This is a genomic window from Bacillus sp. JJ783, from assembly GCF_036963225.1.
Taxonomy (GTDB): Bacteria; Bacillota; Bacilli; order Bacillales; family Bacillaceae_G; genus Bacillus_A; species Bacillus_A cereus_U.
Genome location: NZ_JBALMG010000008.1, coordinates 23919 through 29975, shown reverse-complemented (window position 1 = coordinate 29975; position 6057 = coordinate 23919). Strand labels below are relative to the sequence as shown.

Below are 6057 nucleotides of genomic sequence, written 5' to 3'. Positions count from 1 at the left end.
TTGACAGGGGTAAGACCAATTGTAATACGTCATGTAGGAAGTTTAAATGGAAGTATCGTTCATCCTAGAGAGGTGATGAAACCTGTAATTGTATCTAATTCAGCTTCTATTATTGTTGCTCATAATCATCCAAGCTTCTATCGATTTAAATGTAGTATCCTAAACTAGAGTACTCTAAGTTTAGGCTTTTTTATTTCAATACTTTAACTATTGAATATATAAAGTTAATATTTATGGTAGTTAAAGTATTCAAAGGTGGAAAATGATTAAACTTTTTTATAAAGCCCAAACTAAAATTGTTAAAAAAGACTCTATTTTGATTAATCTTTTTTCAAAATGGAGTCTTTTTAATTTGTCGTAAAATGTGGATTTGCAAAACAATTATGATTAAACCTTATTCCAAATGTTAAGAGATAATAAAGTTGTTTAAAAAATAATGAAATCCTTTGAAAAATAATAAAGTTCTTTAATTCTTATAGAACTAACCATGCAGGTTAGCTCTATAAAAAAATTTCAATTTATTACAAAGTGTAGAAAAGCATAATTTTTCAAAGGCAAAGCAAGAATGGGTATATTATGGAATGGTAGACAATAAGTTTTGTGGAGCAAACTGTCATCTATGTTGCCATGAAAGAATCCGTTATGAGTTTACAATTATCAATCGACTAAACAAGCAAGCAATGGTAGTAGGTTCTGAATGTATCAAGAAGTTTACAGAAGGATTTACAGAAACTTTCTATGATACAAAAGGAAACGTAGTTACAGAGAAACGTCTAACAGAAGATAAGAATGATTATTTAAAACGATTCTTAAACCGTAAATTAGATGAGAAAATTGTACCAAAGAATAATAACTTCTATAATAGTATTGTAAAACAAATAAAGGAAGATGGTAAACTATCTCCTTTACAGATTAGTTATTTAAAAAGTTTCTACAATACATTAAATGAAACAGGTCAGCAAGCCTTTAAAATGGTAGTCAAAGTAAACTTGAAAACAAATAAACAAAAACAGCAAATGAAAGAGTTTAAATGGCATGAACTACAATTTGTAGGGCAGTTTATGAGTTCACAACAAAGAGAACGCTATAATATCATATTAAAATAAGAGAGGGGTAGAACATGCCATTCCATATAGGTAGTGCAAGAGCAGGTTTCACTAAGGTAAGTGGTACAGGAGAAGACTTAGGGGTAGGTGCATTCTATAAGTATTTAGGATACAGAGAAAACGGTAAAGATGTAATGGAACGACACGAAGCTTATGTTGAGGATATTCATGTAGAAACTGTAACGAAATACGGTAAAGTATACTGGAATACGATTGATAGTGAACTAGAATATGCAAAAAAAAGATTAGTGAACTAGGATATACAGAAAAGGAAACTAGATGTATTACTTAGGGCAGATAGATGTTTGAGAGACTATGGTTACGCTATAAAATAGTAGACTTTAGGAGAAATAAATCTATTTAAAAGGGGTATCAAGGATGGGGAAATTCAAGAAAGACCAAAAAGTAGTTGCACTTACATTTGAGGGGTTAACGCCATGTACCATTGTAAGAGTTGGTTGGATTTTTATTACGGTACAGGTAGAGGAAACAAAAAATCTGTATTCGATTACAAAAGGTAAGATAGTTCCTTTAGAAGAAGACAAACACTACTTATTAGAAGAGTGTATAAATGAAGAAGGTAACTTTGAAATAGGCGATGTGTTTGGTATTATTGATTCATCAAACTTAGAAAGTGTAAAGAAAGAATTTGCTAACAACGGTGAATTCGAGAAGAAAGATGGGCAATATTATACAAGACTTAAAACAGGTAGTGAGTTACTGAAACAATACTTCAACTAATATCTCACAAAGGGGTATGCGATATGATTGAGATGAAACAGGTAAAAGTAGGGAGAGACCAAAAGGAGTCTCTTTTTGTTTTAAATGGTGAAGGTGAAATTATATTAAGTACAGAGAAAAAGTCCATCTTAAACAGTTGGTGTAATCTATTAGGGATAGAGATACCGACTAATGTAAAAATAACAGAAGTAGACAATGTACATATAACTACATATCAAGTAGAGAAGACTGTCATGTGTAAGGAATTTATAGATAAGAAAGAAGTACCTTTAGGGGTATCTCCTTGTCTAACCTTTGTACCTATGAAAGACTGTGATGAATACATGGAAGTAATTGCTTACGTACATATTGACGAGAAAGTCACAACAATCTATATACCGCATGAAACTTCAAATGCATTTGTAGAGTTGTATACAGGAGAAGTAGACACTAGTGTAAAGTTACCATTTTTAAATTATAATTTCTAATTTCTAATAAGAGCGTGTGAAATTATGGAAAATAATATTGAAGCATATTGTGAAAATTGTGGAGACGAAACGCTACATTTTGCTGATGTAGATGGTTGGTATTGTGATGAATATGACTCAGAAAATAGAAGCATTTCTGCTAATCCATATGGTGGGCAAGATTACTAAATTAATGATGGCAAAAAGACCAGAACGTCTATTATTAGATGTTCTGGTCTTTTAATTGTTACTAAAAGCAACATGAGCATAGATATCCATCGTTGTCTTCACATTGAGTGGCCTAAACGATCTTGTACTTCTTTTATCTTCGCTCCAAGTTTCAAATAATATGTTGATTTTCGGGTCCCTAGTAAAGTGAAAAATGATAGAATGAGAAAAATATTCATTAGCTTATTCCAGAATAGGGTGCGATTGTGGAACAACACAGGTAGAAAGTGAAGTAGTACGATGTAACGGAGATATGACATAGAAAAATTATTCTACAAAATGTAAAGTTATTTTTCTGGATCTACTATTAATCTGTAACTTTAGATAGTTATAAATCGCAAGTGTACTAGGCAGTGGGATTTTAACAGCAACAAAACAGAGATAATGAAAGTAAAAAGGTATCCTTCTTATTGGAGGATACCTTTTTAGCATAAAAAAAGCATCTAGCAAAAGTACTAGATGCAAATAAAAACACAAGGGAAGATAAATGTCTTCCCTTTTCCCGTAAGTAATTATATCAAAAAAATTATAAAAAACTAGCTTTATTTTTAATATAATGAATGTGTGAAGCTATGAAAGTAAAAGATTACACTATTTTCATAGTGTTTTATTAAGAAAAGGAGTTGTATAAATGATTAATTTCAAACCAGAAAATTTAAACCAACTATTAAAAGTGATGCTGATTAGTGCGAATAAGTCTTATGACGCGATTAAAGATTATGAATTTACGGGAGAAGCGGTAGCATTCCGTATAGATTTTGAGTATATAGATGTTGCTCTTATGGTTACAGATATGTTAGGAAGATCTGCTTCTAAATTTAACATTTTGCCATATGCTCGTCCTAATACGAATGAACTAGATTATATTCAGTTTCAGGTGTATTCAATTAATGAAGGGAATTTTAAAGAAATGCTCGACACGATGCAAGGAACTATAATTTTACAAAACTGTATATAACAACTAATATATAATTAATAAATTCATATAATTGGAGTGATGAGATGCAGCCGTTAGAAAGGGAGATTCATTCTAATATGCTAAAAGTGTGGAGGATTCATGCTTTAATTGGGGCAGCGGTTATACTAGCAGTCGTAATAGCGTATTTCTTTTTTATGATTAATTTTAATTGGTGGGGTTGGTTGTTTGGATTGTTAGTGACAGGAGCGGTTATATACATACCACTCGACTATTTTGTATTTCCAAATTTACGTCAACGTTATTATAGTTACGGATTAAATGAAGAAGAGATTGAGATTCAAAAGGGAATGTTCGTTGTAAAACGCGTGCTTATTCCGATGATTCGTGTGCAGCACGTAACGATTGAGCAAGGACCGATTATGAGAAAGTATAATTTAGCAGAATTACATATTTCAACAGCGGCAATTTCTCATAGTATTCCAGGCTTAACGAAAGAAGAAGCAGAGCAGTTGAAAAGACAAATTGGAGAGCTTGCGAAAGTGAGTGATGAGGATGTATAAGAGGCAACATCCGATTACGATATTATTAGGTATTAGGATTTCTAGTTTATTTCCACTTATTATCCTTGTTATGTTTAAACCTGAAGAACAAGTGAAACCCTGGTATTTATTTTATCTTTTCATCTTGTTTATTATATTCATTATGGCGATCTTTTCAGCTGTAAAATGGTATTTCAAAGTGTACTGGATTGAGAATAATATTTTACATATAAAACACGGTGTTTTTGTGAAGAAGGAAAGTTATTTAAATAAAGACCGTGTGCAAAACATTAGTACATCTTCTAATATCATTTATCAAATGCTTGGACTTACAAAATTAAACATAGAAGTAGCGGGCGGCGGTAGTGAGCCAGAAGTGATGTTAGCTGGTATTAGAGAAGATAAAGCGCAGGAACTGATTGCTTTATTACATAAAGAGAGCAGCGTTTTGAGTGAAGAGGCGCCCGCAGAAGAAGAGAGTAAGACAGTTTATCAGTTAACAGCGAAAGAAATTTTATTCGCATCTATTACATCTGGCCGATTTGGTTTAGTGTTTTCTATGTTAGTAATCCTTTACACAGAGTTTAATGAGTTTCTTCCAAAATGGCTCATAAATAAAGTGGAAGCGTATGTGATGGATAACGGTGTATATGAATTAATCGTTATGGCCGCGATTTTAATGGTGGTTTCGTGGGTCGTTTCGACAGCTGGCTATGCGCTAAAATATGCGAACTTTAAAATAGAGCGAAAAGGAAATGAAATTCGCATCGTTCAAGGGTTATTTGATAAGAAAGAGTTTGTTTTAAAATTACACCGAATTCAAGCGATTACTGTGAAAGAAGGAATTCTCCGCCAGCCTTTCGGTTATTGTTCTGTCGAAGTGGAAGTGATTCAAAGTATAGAATCCGCCGGGAATGAAGTGATGTTACACCCTTTTATGAAGAAGAAAGATGTGCAGCAGTTACTTACATATTTACAGTTGCCGTATGAAGTAGAAGAGGAAATCGTTCATTTACCGAAGGCTGCATTGCGTCGTTATGTCGTAATGGGCTGGATTACAAGTGCTGTGCTCGCAATGCCGATCGCCGGTGCGAGTATATATTTTGAACAGCATACTGCGTTGTTCGTTCTTATACCGCTATTTATTGTATTTACGTTACTTGCATACGCTAGATATAAAAGTGGTGGATATATGATACGAGAAAATCAGTTAGTAATGGTGTACCGAGGCCTTGCGAAATATACAGGGATCATGCGAAGAAGGCATGTTCAAGTAGTAGGATATAATCAGTCGCATTTTCAAAAGAAAGACAAGTTATGTACAGCTGCCGTATCGGTAGCGGGACATGGTTATGAAGTGAAGCATATGCGAAAAGAAGACGCGCTTCGCATATATAATTGGTACAAAGAAAAAGGAAACACCAGTGTGTAATGGTGTTTCCTTTTTTGTGTCGTCATTTGTCGATAAGTCGATATATTCAAAAAATCGCTGATATAATTTCACATACCGGAGGCTCAGAACTCAGAAACCTAAACTAACACATCAAAAGTAGTCACGAATGACGGGCGAGAGAAAATGCTTTTTTGCTGTTCTGCATGTGGATGCGCTTGTGTCTGTCCTTGTCCTTCTGCTTGTGCAGGGCGTTTTTTATGAGCGTTTTCGAATGAACGTGATTCTGTCCAGTCTTTAAAGTTTTGCTCTGTTTCCCACATCGTTAAAATGACGTATGTATCATTACTTAATGGGCGAAGAACGCGGATTGCCTGGAAACCAGGTTCGTTTTCGATAAGACCTGCGCGGTTTTTAAAGCGGTTTTCAAATACAGGGCGACCTTCGTCTGTTACAGAAATGTTGTTACAAACGATGTAGCCAGGTTGTCCTTTAAATTCTCCAACAGCGTCTAATACGTCATATTGAAGTGTGGATTCTACAGATTCTACAGATTCTTCAGTATTTTCTTTATAAAACATATCTTTTTCGTTATTTTTTGCAGTGAAATGAGCTTGTTCTAGAGGTGTTTCGTATGAAATAATAGCCTTCATTTTAATGCCCCCTTTATAGTTTGTCTCTATTATAT

The 6057-nt window shown here is 33.7% G+C and carries 9 protein-coding genes and 1 pseudogene; 9 read left to right on the top strand and 1 reads right to left on the bottom strand.

Going from position 1 to position 6057, the window contains the following annotated elements:
* The 9 genes and pseudogenes from V7038_RS02195 to V7038_RS02155 form a co-directional block, all read left to right on the top strand.
* Positions 1-135 (top strand): annotated as a pseudogene (locus tag V7038_RS02195) (JAB domain-containing protein); the annotation flags it as partial.
* Positions 136-581: 446 nt separating this feature from the next.
* Positions 582-1106 (top strand): hypothetical protein, encoded by a 525-nt coding sequence (locus V7038_RS02190; RefSeq protein WP_002202869.1) that lies wholly within the window; start codon positions 582-584, stop codon positions 1104-1106.
* 14 nt (positions 1107-1120) lie between these two features.
* Positions 1121-1363: a hypothetical protein gene (locus V7038_RS02185; RefSeq protein ID WP_002116812.1), complete on the top strand. Its 243-nt coding sequence runs from the start codon at positions 1121-1123 to the stop codon at positions 1361-1363.
* A 121-nt stretch (positions 1364-1484) separates the two neighbouring features.
* Entirely contained in the window at positions 1485-1847 is a 363-nt protein-coding gene (locus V7038_RS02180; protein WP_002202868.1) for a hypothetical protein, read from the top strand.
* 23 nt (positions 1848-1870) lie between these two features.
* Positions 1871-2314 carry a hypothetical protein gene (locus tag V7038_RS02175; RefSeq protein WP_002202867.1) on the top strand — a complete coding sequence of 148 codons (444 nt, stop codon included), beginning with the start codon at positions 1871-1873 and terminating at the stop codon, positions 2312-2314.
* 24 nt (positions 2315-2338) lie between these two features.
* Complete coding sequence (locus V7038_RS02170) at positions 2339-2482, top strand: hypothetical protein (protein WP_002202866.1); 144 nt, start codon at positions 2339-2341, stop codon at positions 2480-2482.
* 670 nt (positions 2483-3152) lie between these two features.
* Complete coding sequence (locus V7038_RS02165; RefSeq protein WP_002202865.1) at positions 3153-3479, top strand: hypothetical protein; 327 nt, start codon at positions 3153-3155, stop codon at positions 3477-3479.
* A gap of 44 nt (positions 3480-3523) precedes the next feature.
* On the top strand, positions 3524-4000 hold the full coding sequence (locus V7038_RS02160) for a PH domain-containing protein (RefSeq protein WP_335468938.1): 477 nt from the start codon (positions 3524-3526) through the stop codon (positions 3998-4000).
* Positions 3993-5411 (top strand): PH domain-containing protein, encoded by a 1419-nt coding sequence (locus V7038_RS02155; protein WP_335468936.1) that lies wholly within the window; start codon positions 3993-3995, stop codon positions 5409-5411. Before V7038_RS02160 ends, V7038_RS02155 begins: the two co-directional genes overlap by 8 nt.
* A gap of 98 nt (positions 5412-5509) precedes the next feature.
* Here V7038_RS02155 and hmoB read toward each other — a convergent pair whose 3' ends face one another.
* The gene (hmoB, locus tag V7038_RS02150) at positions 5510-6022 is read right to left on the bottom strand and encodes a heme-degrading monooxygenase HmoB (protein ID WP_002202863.1); all 513 of its coding nucleotides are present in this window, start codon (positions 6020-6022) and stop codon (positions 5510-5512) included.
* Positions 6023-6057 lie beyond the last annotated feature (35 nt).